Annotated in this window: 14 protein-coding genes; 7 read left to right on the forward strand and 7 right to left on the reverse strand. The window is 46.4% G+C overall.

What is annotated here, in order from left to right; all coding sequences use genetic code 11:
* Positions 1-113 precede the first annotated feature (113 nt).
* The 5 genes from NHN17_RS08125 to NHN17_RS08145 all read left to right on the forward strand — a co-directional run bounded on the left by NHN17_RS08125 (position 114) and on the right by NHN17_RS08145 (position 3,876).
* Positions 114-758: a recombinase family protein gene (locus tag NHN17_RS08125; protein WP_255041759.1), complete on the forward strand. Its 645-nt coding sequence runs from the start codon at positions 114-116 to the stop codon at positions 756-758.
* On the forward strand, positions 758-1,945 hold the full coding sequence (locus NHN17_RS08130) for a multidrug effflux MFS transporter (protein WP_255041760.1): 1,188 nt from the start codon (positions 758-760) through the stop codon (positions 1,943-1,945). Before NHN17_RS08125 ends, NHN17_RS08130 begins: the two co-directional genes overlap by 1 nt.
* A gap of 20 nt (positions 1,946-1,965) precedes the next feature.
* Positions 1,966-2,397: an EamA family transporter gene (locus tag NHN17_RS08135; RefSeq protein ID WP_255041762.1), complete on the forward strand. Its 432-nt coding sequence runs from the start codon at positions 1,966-1,968 to the stop codon at positions 2,395-2,397.
* 159 nt (positions 2,398-2,556) lie between these two features.
* Positions 2,557-2,841 (forward strand): ferric reductase-like transmembrane domain-containing protein, encoded by a 285-nt coding sequence (locus tag NHN17_RS08140; RefSeq protein WP_255041763.1) that lies wholly within the window; start codon positions 2,557-2,559, stop codon positions 2,839-2,841.
* A 123-nt stretch (positions 2,842-2,964) separates the two neighbouring features.
* Entirely contained in the window at positions 2,965-3,876 is a 912-nt protein-coding gene (locus NHN17_RS08145; protein ID WP_255041765.1) for a ferredoxin reductase family protein, read from the forward strand.
* Between the two features lie 38 nt (positions 3,877-3,914).
* Here the strand turns inward: NHN17_RS08145 and NHN17_RS08150 are convergent, their stop codons facing one another.
* The 3 genes from NHN17_RS08150 to NHN17_RS08160 form a co-directional block, all read right to left on the reverse strand.
* Positions 3,915-4,823, reverse strand: a complete 909-nt coding sequence (locus tag NHN17_RS08150) for a LysR family transcriptional regulator (protein WP_255041766.1) — start codon at positions 4,821-4,823, stop codon at positions 3,915-3,917.
* Positions 4,824-4,852: 29 nt separating this feature from the next.
* On the reverse strand, positions 4,853-6,217 hold the full coding sequence (locus tag NHN17_RS08155) for an MATE family efflux transporter (RefSeq protein ID WP_255041767.1): 1,365 nt from the start codon (positions 6,215-6,217) through the stop codon (positions 4,853-4,855).
* 113 nt (positions 6,218-6,330) lie between these two features.
* On the reverse strand, positions 6,331-7,320 hold the full coding sequence (locus NHN17_RS08160; protein WP_255041768.1) for a zinc-dependent alcohol dehydrogenase family protein: 990 nt from the start codon (positions 7,318-7,320) through the stop codon (positions 6,331-6,333).
* Between the two features lie 266 nt (positions 7,321-7,586).
* On the opposite strand from NHN17_RS08160, the gene NHN17_RS08165 reads away from it, so the two are divergent.
* Entirely contained in the window at positions 7,587-8,462 is an 876-nt protein-coding gene (locus NHN17_RS08165; protein WP_255041769.1) for a radical SAM protein, read from the forward strand.
* 73 nt (positions 8,463-8,535) lie between these two features.
* Complete coding sequence (locus NHN17_RS08170) at positions 8,536-8,775, forward strand: RNA recognition motif domain-containing protein (RefSeq protein WP_255041771.1); 240 nt, start codon at positions 8,536-8,538, stop codon at positions 8,773-8,775.
* Between the two features lie 67 nt (positions 8,776-8,842).
* Here NHN17_RS08170 and NHN17_RS08175 read toward each other — a convergent pair whose 3' ends face one another.
* The 4 genes from NHN17_RS08175 to NHN17_RS08190 all read right to left on the reverse strand — a co-directional run bounded on the left by NHN17_RS08175 (position 8,843) and on the right by NHN17_RS08190 (position 12,800).
* Positions 8,843-9,619 carry a ribonuclease H1 domain-containing protein gene (locus NHN17_RS08175; RefSeq protein ID WP_255041772.1) on the reverse strand — a complete coding sequence of 259 codons (777 nt, stop codon included), beginning with the start codon at positions 9,617-9,619 and terminating at the stop codon, positions 8,843-8,845.
* 176 nt (positions 9,620-9,795) lie between these two features.
* The gene (locus NHN17_RS08180; protein WP_255041773.1) at positions 9,796-10,476 is read right to left on the reverse strand and encodes an ABC transporter ATP-binding protein; all 681 of its coding nucleotides are present in this window, start codon (positions 10,474-10,476) and stop codon (positions 9,796-9,798) included.
* 84 nt (positions 10,477-10,560) lie between these two features.
* A complete protein-coding gene (locus tag NHN17_RS08185; protein WP_255041774.1) occupies positions 10,561-11,790 on the reverse strand; it encodes an ABC transporter permease in 1,230 nt (409 codons plus the stop codon).
* 23 nt (positions 11,791-11,813) lie between these two features.
* Positions 11,814-12,800 carry an efflux RND transporter periplasmic adaptor subunit gene (locus NHN17_RS08190; protein WP_255041775.1) on the reverse strand — a complete coding sequence of 329 codons (987 nt, stop codon included), beginning with the start codon at positions 12,798-12,800 and terminating at the stop codon, positions 11,814-11,816.
* Between the last annotated feature and the right edge of the window lie 529 nt (positions 12,801-13,329).

The raw sequence follows: 13,329 nt of genomic DNA on the forward strand, positions 1-13,329 counted from the left end.
TAGTCACTGAAAGCCAACGCAGAATAACCCCAGCCTGGCTCCATTCATTGCGTTTATGGACTTCTCCATGTATATTTATGAGCCATTACATCAAGTGAGCTTAATTTTGCTTTATGGCGAAATACATCTATTCGCGCTATTCCCCCAAAAATACTGATCACCAACAACAGCTTGATGCCCTGCTTTCCGCCGAACCAGAAGCTGAACAGGTACAAGATCGTGTGCGCGGCGATATCGCACCGATGGATCGGCATGGCTTCCGCCATATGTTCGACAATCTCGAACCGGGCGATCGGGTGTGGGTATGGTGGCTGACCACTTTCGGGCATGACTTCAATCAGGTTCAGGCAACCGTATCAGCACTGCTCGACAAAGGCGTAATACTAAAAACACTGTCCGAGCCACTGACCTTTATCCCTGACTCAGAATCTAGCCGAGTACTGCTATCACTGCTCAGTGGCTATGGCACCGTACAAACCCGTCGCAGACTGCTTGCTGCCGAGCATAGCCGTAAAGCCATGAAACAAGATCCTAAACTGTGGCAGCAAAAATTCCGAGGCCGCCCAGCGGATCGCGAGAAGCACCAACAAATAGCCGCCTTGTTACTCGAAGGCCACAAGCTCCAGCATGTTGCAGACAGCTGTGAGGTCAGTATTTCCACCGTCAAACGTGTGAAAAGCAAATTAAGCCAGTTCGATGATGAAGGCGCATTGCGTACCCGGCACAAAAATACTCGCCACAAGGATAAAAAACTGTAATGACCGACCGTAATTTCTGGAAAGCCTTAGGGCTAGTGTGCCTGATCATCAGCGTCGGCCAATTGAGCATGGGCTTGGTATTCCCTTCTCTGCCTTGGATTGCCAAAGATTTTGATATATCCCTCGACCAAGCGCAGCTTCTCGTCAGTGTCTATTTACTCGGCTTTGGTCCTTCTCAGTTTCTTTATGGCCCGGTCTCGGATGCCTTAGGCCGCAAGAAAGTTTTGATGACCGGTTTGTTGATTGCCCTATGCGGGTTGTTGATGATCATTTCGCTAAGCCATTCATTTACCGGGATGGTAATGGGGCGTTTTCTCCAAGGTCTGGGAACCGGTTGCTGCGCTGTACTTGCTCGTGCTTCGACCCGTGACCGATTCAATGGTGCGGAGCTCCCATTAGCGATGTCTTACATCGCAATGGCCGCTTCACTGACCCCCTTAATGGCACCTGTCATTGGCGGCTTCATTAACTTCCATTTTGGCTGGACCATGGTTTTTACCTCTCTGCTTGGCTATGTCAGCCTTGTTTGGGTGGTAATTGCTTTTCGTTTCAAGGAAACCATGCAGCAAACCTCGAAAGTACCGACACCAAGGAAAATGGCTCAACAGTATTGGCAACTGCTTACTTCAAGCTACTTCATGAGCTTTGCCAGTATTAGCTGGCTCAACTTCAGCCTGATGATCACCACCGTGTCGGTCATGCCTTTTATCATGCAGAACCAGATCGGCATGACATCCGATGAATACGCCATGTGGGCACTGATCCCAGCTCTGGGTATGTTGATGGGAACAACGTTGACGAACAGAGTAAGACCGAAAATCGGCACACAGAAAATGCTTTACTTCACACCTGTTTTGCATACTGGCGCAGCGCTGTGGTTGTTCTTCTGTCCTGTCGAACCACTATATCTGATGCTGGGACAATTTCTGATGATATTGGGTAACGGTATCGCCCTGCCATGTTCACAAGCAATGGTAATGCAGCCATATAAGAAACAAGCCGGTGCCGCAGCAGCCATGTCAGGAGGCGGCCAGATGATCGCTTCTTCAATTGTCAGTATGGGGTTGGTGACATTGGGTCTTAGCCAACCGTGGCATTTATCGATTGTGATCGTTGTTTTTGCCCTGATCACCCTGAGCAATATCACCCGAGGGTTCAAGGTGAGCCCACAAGTCCAAACAGCTTAATTTATTGTAGAGATATCACCATGCTTCAAACATCTTGGCTCTTTTGGGCGGCCTTGTCCGCTGTATTTGCATCGCTCACGGCTATTTTAACCAAGCTCGGAGTAAGCAACATAAATTCCGACTTTGCCACTTTTATCCGTACCTGCGTCATTCTGGTCATGGTCGGTGGCATTGCATTTTTCACCAAACAATTTCAATCACTAGACACCTTATCGACAAAAGGGTTGGTATTCTTGGTGCTCTCTGGCCTCGCAACGGGTGCTTCTTGGTTATGTTATTTTCGAGCAATGAGCCTAGGCCAAGCCGCACAGGTTGCGCCGGTAGACAAGCTAAGTGTGGTTCTGGTCGCTGTATTTGGCGTGCTGTTACTTGGCGAAAACCTCAGTACCATAAACTGGCTTGGAGTTGCCTTGATTACCCTAGGGGTCATATTGGTTGCTTGGCAAGCATAGCAAGCACTTAATCGTCTGATGACCATAACCACTTACATATCCAGCCTTATACTTCATGCAAAGGCTGGATATATTCCCCGCCCTTTACACACCTTTACGCCGACTGGCGTTATATTACATTCAGCGCGGTAAAGTATAAGCTTAAAAGGAGCTTGTACTATGAAGAAACTCTATCTAACCGCTGCAGGGCTTGTTGCCTTATGCGCCCTTATCTGGCTACAAGCTGAGCCTAATTTATTCGGTAACTCCACGTTAATGCAATGGCGGAGCTCCCTTATCCAAATCACAGGGATCACTTCGATCCTGCTATTGACTATGGTCATGGTCCTGGCGTTACGCCTACCGTTTATTGAGCGGCTAACTTCTGGCCTCGATAAGTCATACCGTTTACACAAATGGTTAGCTATTTATGGTGTTATATTTGGTACAGTGCACTGGTTGTAAGCTATCGTCCCCAAACAACTCGTTCGATTTAGTTTGCTTGAGAGAGGCGCAAAGCCTCGTTCTACGATAGATCCAGATTCTTTTTACAACGTTATTCGTGGTCTTCGAGGCGGAGCAGAATCATTGGGCGAATGGGCGTTGTACCTATTTATCGCCTTAACACTTATTGCCCTATTTGTGCCAATCAAATACAAACGATTTAAGCTGACCCATAAGCTAATGGCCATCGCCTTTATTGCTATAGCCTACCATTCAGTGATATTGCTAAAGCATTCCTATTGGGATCACCTCATTACACCCGTTGTCGTGGCTATTGCTTTAATTGGCGTTATTTCTGCGTTGATAAGCTTAATTGGGCTCATCGGTAAACAACAAAAATATCAAGGTACGATAGCGCAGATCCATTACGACGAGCTAAACAAAACCACTCTTATCGATATTGATGTACCAAAATGGAAAGGTCATAACTCTGGGCAGTTTGCTTTCCTAACCATCAAAGGGGAGGAGCCGCACCCCTTTACCATCACATCTGCGGGGGGCAAAAACAAAACCGTGCAGTTTTTGGTAAAAGCCTTGGGTGACTTCACCTCGAATATCCACAACCAAATACAGGTCGGTGAGCAGGTTGACGTAGAAGGTCCTTATGGACACTTTCACTTCAATGATAACAAGCCGCAGATCTGGATTGCTGGCGGTATAGGCTGTGCCGCTTTCAAGGCAAGATTATCCGAGTTGAAATCACACAATAGCAATAAACGGGTGATCTTTTACTATTGTACTGAGCACCCATCACCTCAGCTCATTCGCGACTTAGAATCAGCGACCTATGGGGCGAATGTTGAGTTTCATGTTATTGATAATCGCCTAAATAGCTTTTTGACCGTCGCCGATATACAGCAACGCACCGACGATTTATTGAATTCGAGCGTTTGGTTCTGCGGCCCTACCGCATTTGGTAAGGCCATTACCCAGCAGTTGAATGGTGAAGGTTTCGATATGGCACATTTCCATACAGAGTTATTTGATTTCCGCTAGTGACATCAATCATCGAGGGCGAAGCCATGTTCTTGGCCCTACCCCTTCAATTCCAGATCCCAATAAGGTGGTGCACCGAAGTGCTGGGCGAAATAGTCGACAAATGCCCGCACTTTTGGCGCAAGGAGCTGTGAGCTAGGGTAAATTGCCCAAATCGCAGCTTCATCCACCAACGGGTAGTCTTCGAGAATTTGAACAAGATCTCCCCGCGTCAAGTGTTCGTAGGCTATCCAAGTCGCACACATTGCAATACCCATCCCGTGAACACTGGCATCACGCACCGCCTCGCCATGGTCGACTCTGATAGTGCCTTTCACCTTGATATTCTGTACACCTTCAGGAGTATCAAAACGCCACCCTTCCAATCCAGTATGATTAATACAAAGGTGGTTATTGAGATCTTTCGGTGAAGATGGCTTACCATGCTCAGCAAGATATTGCGGCGAGGCACACATGATGCGCTTATCAACGGCGAGTTTGCGGGCGATCAGACTCGAATCCTGTAGCTCAGCATTTCTAATGGCAACATCAAAGCCCCCTTCAACCAGATCAATAATGGAGTCGGTCAGCCTTATATCAACCGAAAGATCGGGATATTTAGCCAAAAAGCCTTTAAGTGCGGGAATAAGGTGCATGCGACCAAAAGACGCCGGGGCGGTAATACGTAATGTCCCATGCGGCAATCCACCAGCGGCAGTACCCACCGACGCACGGGCTGAATCGACACTTCGTAGCACTTCTTCGGCATGGGGCAAAAAGGCCATCCCTTCCTCGGTCAATGACACCTTGCGCGTTGTACGATGTATCAAACGCGCGCCCAAACTTTCTTCCAACTTACTGATATGCATGCTAGCTACAGGGGGCGAGAGGCCAAGCTCCTGCCCAGCCTGACTAATGTTATGGGTAGACGCTATCCGGACAAACAGCCGAAGGTGTTCAATATTCATTAATAAGAACCCAATACACGAAGATTTTATTAGCTTACAACAACATCCCCTGATCGCGGAATATCTCTTTGGGTTTGCTTAGCCAGGGTACTCCAAATAGCCAGCCCCGCCATTACCCCAGCCAAAACATTGGCCACAGATGCAGCGATGACAATATGGCTGACACTGCCGCTTATTACCCCAATCCAAATTGCGGGTATATACAAAATAAACAGCCGAGTGAAAGTGACGAGCAGCGCCCGATGTGACAATCCCAAGGCATTAAAAGCCGAGACAGCCACCATGCACAGGCCCAGCGGTCCATAACTGTAAGGTAATATCGTTAAAGCAATTTCAAACCACGATTGAATATTATCTTGCTGACTGATTAACGGAGACAACAACGGTATAGCCAACGACAACACTCCACCTATCACAATATGAAACACCACAACAAACTTGGCAGTTGCCATCAGTACATCTGAAATTTCATGCCATGCACCTTCCCCAAGATAGCGCCCAATAAGCGGTGGGACTGACATGGTCAATGCAAGGGTAAAAACAATCGCAAAACTTTCAAACCGAATGAGTAAGCTCCAAAAAGCCATGGTGTCAGTGCCCATGTTCGTGATCAGCAACATGGCCATAAAAGCACTGACTGACGGTAACACCTGGTTTGCAGTGGTCATCAACGCCGTTCTCACCAATTCACAAAACACTTTCCCTGTTTCGCTACTAATATCTATGGCTGAAAACCACTGCCGACGTCTAGCGTTAACTATCATGTATACTGCCGTTGTGCCGTACCCCAAGATGGTTGCTAACGCTGCACCTGTAATCCCCATCTCAAAGGTAAACATCAGCAGCGGGTCTAGGATCAGATTTATCAGACTTGCGATAACAAACATCATGCCCGTGATTTTACTGTCACCGTGAGAGCGATAGACACAGGTTACCAAATAAAGAGCCGCCACCGAAAAGGCACTCAATAGCCACACTGGCCAATAGCGATTAAAAATTTGCTGCAGCATTACAGCCTGCGCATGCGGTATTTCCTCATTAAAGAAAGCAGTAAAAACCCAGTTGCTAGATAACCACAGCAGCAAACACACCATCGCAATCAATAAGCTTCCAAAACACACCGTCATCGTTGAAACAACAGCAGACTTATCTTTTTGATTTGCCCCTAGAGCCCTTGCAATAATCGACGTCGCCGCCACACCAATGCCGACCTGCAGGCCAACAAAAACCGTTTGGAAAGGGAGTGTCATTCCATGAACCGCCAGTTGGTTTAAACCCAGCAGCCCGATAAACACAGAATCCACCAGTTGCACCAGCATAATAGCAAACAGTCCAACAGTTAGGGGGAGCGTCCTGCTAATGATCAACTTAAGTGTCGGTGAGGCAGAGAGCATATATCAGTTACCTTATGAGCAAGGTTGAAGCAAACGAGGTTGATAGGGGTATGAAAGGATGAAAAGGCTTGCACTTAGGCAAGCCTTAAAATCAAGAGAAGAGCCGCAGTCCTTTAAGCTATATCAATCATAACCTTGCCAATCGCCTGACCACTCGCGAGGTGATTATGTGCCGCAGCAACATTTTCCAGAGCAAAACGCTGAGCATCAACAACTGGCTTCAGCTCTCCGGCTTCAGCAATTTTAGCCAGCGCTTCTAGAATTTTGCCGTGCTCTTCGCGGCCTTTGTTGTGGATCATCGGAATAAGCATGAAGATCACATGCAGCGATAAACCTTTCATGTGAACCATCGAAAGATCCAACTCCAGGAACGACAAGGTCGTCGCAATCTGGCCATTGAGCTTTGCCGCCTCAATAGAATTATTGAGATTTGCACCGCCGACCGAATCAAAAACCACATCAAAACCGTCGCCATCAGTATGCTTCGTCACATAATCCGCTACAGATTCAGCTTTGAAATCAATCGCGGTTGCACCGAGTTCTTCGATAAGGGCTGCTTGCTCACCAGCGCTACCCGTACCATACACTTCAGCACCAAAGTGACGGGCAAGCTGAACGGCAACGTGACCCACACCACCAGCAGCGCCATGTACCAATACCTTCTGACCTTGACCGATACCTGCACGCTGCAAGCCTTCGAAAGCGGTAATGCCAACCAATGGTAGGGCTGCTGCCTCTGTCATCGATAAATTCTTCGGCTTGTGCGCAATCAGCTTAGCGTCCGCCAATATATACTCAGCCAATGTGCCTGGTAAATCGCCCAAACCACCGGCACAACCAAAGACTTCATCGCCGACGTTATACTCTGTGACACCCTCACCAACGGCTTCAACAACCCCTGCAAAGTCCATCCCAAGCACAGCTGGTGCTTGAGGTGAAAACGGTAGGCCCTCACCCATTTCACGGATCATCATATCGATAGTGTTCACACTGGTTGAGGCAATGCGCACTAATACATTACCGGCGCTTACCTCTGGTTTAGGTAGCTCAGCCTGCTCAAAACCTTCAACACCACCAAATTCACGAATGACCATTGCTTTCATGGAAAATAACCTCTTTATAGAATGCGTGATAAATGGCCCAACACACTTCAGTCAGGCTCATCATTGACTGCTTGGTGACAAGTATATGTGGCGTGGCGAAAATGATAATTCCACTCAACGACGAATGAGTTTTAAGTAATAATTAATAATTACTTTATTATTAAATTCTCATTAAGTGTCATTTCACGTCCAGCCCAGTTATCAACGCCATTACGTCTCGCTAAACTGCACCGCATCAATTCCGATACATGTTCGAGGAGTGTGTTATGCACTATGAAGGTAAAATTTATCGCCCTTGGATGGAGGCCGAGAGCGTACTTATCCAAACAACGCTCGGTTGCAGTAACAACCAATGTACTTTCTGTACCATGTTTGACGATAAGCGGTTCAAAGTCAGGGATATTCAAGACATATTCAACGATATTGATGAGGCGCGAGTGATTTACCCTCGTGTAGAATCAATCTTCCTTATCGATGGCAATGTAATGGCAATGAGAACTGACATGCTGCTGAAGATTTTGGACAAGCTCAAAACCACATTTCCAGAGCTCAAGAACATCTCGCTTTATTCTGGCTTCAATGATTTTCGTCGCAAGAGCATTGCTGAGCTCAAAGAAATGAAATCGGCAGGCTTGAGCATGGCCTATTCCGGTTTGGAATCGGGTGATCCGATTGTCCTAGAACGGATCAAGAAGCGCATGACCCGTGAACACGCTATCGAAGGGATGGATATGGCAAGAGAGGCGGGAATAAAGGTACTGGCATCATTTATTTTCGGCCTTGGTGGAAAAGCACGCTCTGTGGAGCATGCGGTCAATACCACTAGCCTGCTCAATATCATGCAGCCGGATGCCATTGCGCCGATGGCGCTGGCAGTACAACCAGGTTCTGAGTTAGAAAGGGAAATTAATCGCGGTGAGTTCACCCTGCCGACTCCCTTGCAAATACTGGAAGAAGAAAAATACTTACTGGAGAACTTGGTTGATTTCCCGTGTTACTACTGGGGCGACCACGGCAATAATATCTCGCCAATGCGCGGTATGTTACCAGCGGTACGACAGCCATTCTTGGACAAAATCAATCAGGATATTGCCCATAATCCCATCACCAAACAGAACATGATTCAGACGTTTGCTTGGTAGGTATTATTTATCTTGGTTTGCGTAGGCGAACCTGCGACAATCCGCACGTAACTTATCATCCAGATGGATAATCATGAAACTATTAGTTCGCAACCTAGCGCGCACCACTGCTGAGCATGAAATTCGTGCTCTATTCTCTACTCATGGTTCAGTAGCAGAATGCACTCTGGTTTTAGACCAAGAAACAGGCCAGTCAAAAGGCTTTGCATTTGTTGAAATGCCAAATGACGATGAAGCGAAAGCAGCCATCTCAGCCCTGAATCTGACCAGTTTTGCTAAAAGCAAAATTCGAGTTAAGAACGCTGACGCATAATTCAGCTTTCAACACTAAAAAGCCAGCGAGTGACACGCTGGCTTTTGTTTTTCTGGGTCTAGCTTGATTAGCCTGCTCGCAATGCGAGAATTTTTGAAATATCAGAGGTCTCGCGATACAAACTCAGACCTTCTTCTTTAGTATCAATGGCAACAATCGACATACGATCAGCCAGTTCATTACCTTCAATCCCGACGTGGCCATTAACATGATGTATCGTTATTTTCTTCTCAAGTTCTTGGTATAGCTCATACATAGGTTTGATAAGATCTAAGTTCTTAATCTCACCTCCAGGCCTCACCCATCCTTTCGATTTCCAGCCTTTCGCCCACTGTGTGATACACTGGATCGAATAATTAGAGTCACAATAAATAGCCACGGTATAACCTTTAGCTATTTTCTCTTTTGCCAGTAAAAATGCCTGATTTAAACCATTGAGCTCCGCGGTATTATTGGTGCCTAATGATTGATACATGCCGTACCACAACTCGGTCAATGTATTGTTTTGGTAAACGGCGATCCCTGAGCCAGCTTCACCGGGATTAGGATCACAGCCGCCGTCAGTGAATATCTTTATCTCAAAGGGCATATCATCAATTTGGGCCTGAGTCAGCGGTGCTTTTTTAGGCTTACTTGTCTTAGATACGGATTTAGCACTGCTTGGTTTCTGAGCCGACGGGTTACCCGCTCGCTGTCCCCCAAATGCACTCTCTGCTTCTTCTCTCGTTGGAAACGACTTATATTTTGCGCCTGCAAATTTATCAACTTGCGCCTTACACTCAGCCCAAGATGTAAAAATGCCTGTTTGCCGCCCTTTCCAGACGACATAATACTTTTTAGCCAACCCAATGATCTCCTAAGCAAGCTCCTTAAATCGACAACCAGTATCTATGGCAAAGATCATCAAGGCAAGCGACCAAACTGAAAAGTATGCATTTATACTTACGCCACGTCGGCCAATAATCTTGTTTATTTAAAGCTTTATATTAGACATACTCGATGCGGTGATCACCGGTAGGGTCAAAGGATTCGGCCATCTTGCATTTCAATTCGGCGACGAGCACGCTGTGCTTTTTCGAGATCATGCGTCACCATAACCACCGTTACTCCCTCAGCGTTTAGTCTTTCAATAATATGCATGATCTCTTCACCGGTCTTATGATCCAGGTTACCCGTCGGCTCATCCGCTAACAGAAGTGACGGCGAGCCAACCAACGCTCTGGCTATCGCGACCCTTTGCCGCTCACCACCTGAAAGCTCATGGGGTTTATGAAGGCCACGTTTATTCAAACCGACCTTGCCCAGAGCTTCTTTGACTTTTTTCTCGCGCTGCTGGCTTGTTAGTTTTCGGTAAAGAAGAGGCAGTTCGATATTCTCGCAAACATTAAATTGCGGCAGCAGATGAAAAGCTTGAAAGACAAACCCAATTTGATGGTTGCGTACATGGGAAAGATCAAAGTCTGAGAGTTCGTCCACCCGGGTACCATTGAGGACATACCGCCCTGTTGTCGGTGTATCCAAACAGCCAATGATCTGCAACAAAGTAGATTTGCCAGAACCGGACGTACCGGTTATCGCAATGTATTCCCCGGCACATATGGAAAGAGAAACAGCACTTAGCGCAGTGACATCCGTTTGGCCCATGGCGTAAATTCGGCTAACTGTGTCCAACTGCACCAATGACGATACACTTTCTCCCATGTACTCTTCCTCATGCTTTTTCGTATCGACAAAATTTATACCAACCTACATAAATATTTAATCAACTACTTATCCAGATTGGTATTACTCTCGCTTCAACGCCCGAATAGGGTCAAGCCGAGAAGCAACTAGAGCAGGATATAGCCCCGAAACAAGTCCGACTAAACAGGCTGAGCCAAGCGCTAATACAAGGGCGCTTGGAGTAATCATCACCGGAAAGTTACGCATCGTTGCAACAACAGACACTAACACCACCCCCAAAACGAGACCAGAAAGCCCTCCAATTGTGGTAAGACACGTTGCCTCAATAATAAACTGATTTCTGATGTCTTTATGCGTTGCTCCCAATGCACGACGCAGGCCAATTTCCTCGGTCCTTTCACGAACCGCTACCAGCATCACATTCATGATGCTAATTCCACCCACGACCAGCGATATGGCCGCCACGCATGCCAACCAAAAGGTCATAGAGCGAGTGGCATCGGCCATGCTCTCCTGAAGCTCGGTTAAATCATTAATGATAAAATCATCGGGTTTATTCTCTGGAAGTCGGTGCTGGCGTCTTAAAACACGCTGGATATGAAAAATACTGTCTTTGATCTTATTTTGATCATCAATACGAATATGAGCATAGTGGATAGACCCAGGACGCGTTTTGCTCAAGCCGATAATGCGTAGTTTGGCCGTAGAAAGAGGAATAAGGACCCTGTCATCTTGATCCATTCCCCCAGGGGACTGCCCCTTACGTTGTAACACCCCAATCACCTTAAATGGGGTGTTTCCAATGCGTATTGTTTTACCAATAGCACTCTCCCCCTCAAATAATGCTTTCTCGACGCTTTCACCAAGCACTGCCACTTTTTTTGCCCGGCTTTGTTCAATATCATTAAACATACGCCCTTGAGCGACTTTCCACTTTCTCAGCAATAGATAGTCGCGTGTCGTACCCTGTATCCGGCTTATCCAGTTACGCGCCTGGTAAATAACCCGCCCCTCTGCATATACAGACGGAGACGTTGCCACTATATTTGGGACCAAATTTTGTATAGCTGTAATATCATCGACGGTCAGTGTTGATGAATGGCCTTTCATTTGCACGCCACCGCTTTCCATTACATCGGGTTCGATAAAAAGTAAATCGGCACCTAAGCTCTCAACTTGCTGCAACACCTGATGCTGACTACCAGCTCCCACCCCGATCACAGTCACAACGGCCGTGACACCAATCATAATACCCAAGATCGTCAATGCACTGCGAAGTCGGTGGCGATATATAACTCTCAGCGCATTAGAAAGATACAACCAGTAGCTCATTGCGTTAGAACCCTAATAACCATTTAGCGTATCCAGCCTGACGTCATTGACTCCTCAATGCGTGAAGTGTAACTCGCATTTGTGCTATCAGATGTCTCATCGGTGGTGATCTCGACAACGGCGGTCATACCCGGCAGTAACGAATCGCCATTGTTTTCAGCGGATAAAACAACGGTATAGGTTACAACATTATCCACCACTAACGGGGCAACCCGAATTTGTTCGACTATTGCTTTAAAACGTCGATCTCCATAGGCCGGTACGGTGAATTCAGCCTTCTGACCTGTGCGGATCTGGCCAATATCCGCTTCATCAATTCTGGCGTGAATTTCCATTTCATTTAAGGTGTGGGCGATTTTAAATAACTTAGGCGCTTCGAGACTCGCCGCAACGGTTTGTCCACTCATCACTTCACGGGATAGCACCACACCATCAATGGGAGCGAGAATTTCGGTGCGGGATAAGGTCACTCTTGCTTCTTCCAACTCGGCCTCATGGCTAATCACAACAGCCAGTGCCTGCTCCAATTCAGCCTCCGCAACCCATACATTCGTCTCAGCTTCTTCCAAGCTATTCTGCGACACGGCTTTACGCTTATTGAGGGCCTTTATTCTCTTCAAAGAGCGTATAGATTGACGTAATGATGCCTTCTTCATTGCGACCAACGCCTTTGCATTGAGCAAGGAGGCCTCGGCTTGACGAATCTGAGCTTCAAAAAATTTCGGGTCGATACGTGCGATCGTTTGTCCCTTTTGGACAACATCATTAAAATCAACCAGTAACTCAATTATCCTGCCCGATACTTCAGAACCCACTTCTACTTCGCCTACTGGCTTCAAGGTTCCCGAAGCAATAACCAAGGGCTCCGGTTCATAAATGGAATCAGACTCATCCGGTTGCGTTAACCCAAGTGGTGAGGAATATTCCGGCTCATGGTTTACATCATTACAAGCCACAAGCAAAGGAAATAGGAGGAAAGTTATTAAGCGAAACCAATAAACTGAATACATCGATATAATAACTCCGAAATAAAAAGCATATATCACCTTAAAGAAAAAAAACCTTGGTATACAAGACAATGAGTTAGCGACAGCTACTAGTGCTGCCGCTAACATATATTTAGTTAGTAACCATAGTAATGGTCACACTTGGAGTAGCTGTATTTTGTCTTAGAACCGTAATAGTTTTTGCTCGATTTACAGGTTTTAGACTTATACGTAGCTTTTTTATACTTAACTTGAGGCTTGTAATCGGATTTGTGATATGACTTATAGTCATGTTTATAATAGGATTTATAACTATATGCATGAGCACCAGATGTTGCTACTGCCAATGCAAAAGCAGTGAAAACGCCAACTAATTTAATATTCATTGGAATAGTATCCTGATTAATAGTACCGAAGTGTATTCCTGTTTTATGTGTCTACTTTTACAAACACGGTAATATTTATAGATACATAGCCCTGAATTCAGATAATAAGTGCGACACTCATGGGAAGGTGTAAAAGAGGAAGCCAACTGCCGAAAGTGGTACGCTCT

Origin of the sequence: Photobacterium pectinilyticum, from assembly GCF_024357955.1 — a bacterium.
Classification (GTDB): Bacteria; Pseudomonadota; Gammaproteobacteria; order Enterobacterales; family Vibrionaceae; genus Photobacterium; species Photobacterium pectinilyticum.

Excerpts from the sequence above, each read along its gene's own strand:
- NHN17_RS08130 (WP_255041760.1), top strand. The coding sequence starts at position 758 with ATGACCGACCGTAATTTCTGGAAAGCCTTAGGGCTAGTGTGCCTGATC.
- NHN17_RS08155 (WP_255041767.1), bottom strand. The coding sequence starts at position 6,217 with ATGCTCTCTGCCTCACCGACACTTAAGTTGATCATTAGCAGGACGCTC.
- NHN17_RS08150 (WP_255041766.1), bottom strand. The coding sequence starts at position 4,823 with ATGAATATTGAACACCTTCGGCTGTTTGTCCGGATAGCGTCTACCCAT.
- NHN17_RS08140 (WP_255041763.1), top strand. The coding sequence starts at position 2,557 with ATGAAGAAACTCTATCTAACCGCTGCAGGGCTTGTTGCCTTATGCGCC.
- NHN17_RS08125 (WP_255041759.1), top strand. The coding sequence starts at position 114 with ATGGCGAAATACATCTATTCGCGCTATTCCCCCAAAAATACTGATCAC.
- NHN17_RS08180 (WP_255041773.1), bottom strand. The coding sequence starts at position 10,476 with ATGGGAGAAAGTGTATCGTCATTGGTGCAGTTGGACACAGTTAGCCGA.
- NHN17_RS08185 (WP_255041774.1), bottom strand. The coding sequence starts at position 11,790 with ATGAGCTACTGGTTGTATCTTTCTAATGCGCTGAGAGTTATATATCGC.
- NHN17_RS08170 (WP_255041771.1), top strand. The coding sequence starts at position 8,536 with ATGAAACTATTAGTTCGCAACCTAGCGCGCACCACTGCTGAGCATGAA.
- NHN17_RS08190 (WP_255041775.1), bottom strand. The coding sequence starts at position 12,800 with ATGTATTCAGTTTATTGGTTTCGCTTAATAACTTTCCTCCTATTTCCT.
- NHN17_RS08160 (WP_255041768.1), bottom strand. The coding sequence starts at position 7,320 with ATGAAAGCAATGGTCATTCGTGAATTTGGTGGTGTTGAAGGTTTTGAG.
- NHN17_RS08135 (WP_255041762.1), top strand. The coding sequence starts at position 1,966 with ATGCTTCAAACATCTTGGCTCTTTTGGGCGGCCTTGTCCGCTGTATTT.
- NHN17_RS08165 (WP_255041769.1), top strand. The coding sequence starts at position 7,587 with ATGCACTATGAAGGTAAAATTTATCGCCCTTGGATGGAGGCCGAGAGC.